We start from the raw sequence: 494 nt of genomic DNA, 5'->3' as shown, positions 1-494 counted from the left end.
GGCGCGCGCAACCGCGGCAACACGGGCACCGACATGAACGCCATCCCCATGCTGGCCATCAAGGACGTGCAAGTGCTGCGCGACGGCGCCGCCGCCCAGTACGGCTCGGACGCCATCGCCGGCGTGCTGGACATCGGCCTGAAACGCAGCCTGGGCTGCGAAGCCGTGGCCGGCTACAGCCAGTACTCGGTGGGCGACGGCAAGAACTACCTGGCCTCGGCCTACTGCGGCGTGGCCCTGGGCGACAAGGGCGTGATCGGCATCACGGGCGAATACCTGGACCGTGGCCGCTCCAACCGCGCCGAGCCGGGCAACCCGCGCATCATCGGCGACACCAAGGCCCAGAACCAGACCCTGTACGTGAACGGCGACCTGCCGACCCCGGCCGGCAAGCTGTACTTCACGGCCGGCGCCCAGTCGCGTGACGCATCGAGCGCCGCCTGGGCCCGTGGCGGCGTGGGCTCGGACGATATCCCGTCGCGCAACTCGGCGGC

General features: G+C 71.1%; 1 protein-coding gene. It reads left to right on the top strand.

Translation table 11 applies throughout. From position 1 onward, the window contains the following. A partial coding sequence (locus H3H36_RS26370; RefSeq protein ID WP_182220992.1) for a TonB-dependent receptor plug domain-containing protein occupies window positions 1-494 on the top strand: 494 nt, incomplete at both ends.

It is taken from the genome of Rugamonas fusca, assembly GCF_014042365.1.
Classification (GTDB): Bacteria; Pseudomonadota; Gammaproteobacteria; order Burkholderiales; family Burkholderiaceae_D; genus Rugamonas; species Rugamonas fusca.
Note: the sequence above shows the minus strand (reverse complement) of the source record. Positions and strands in the feature narration are given on the sequence as shown.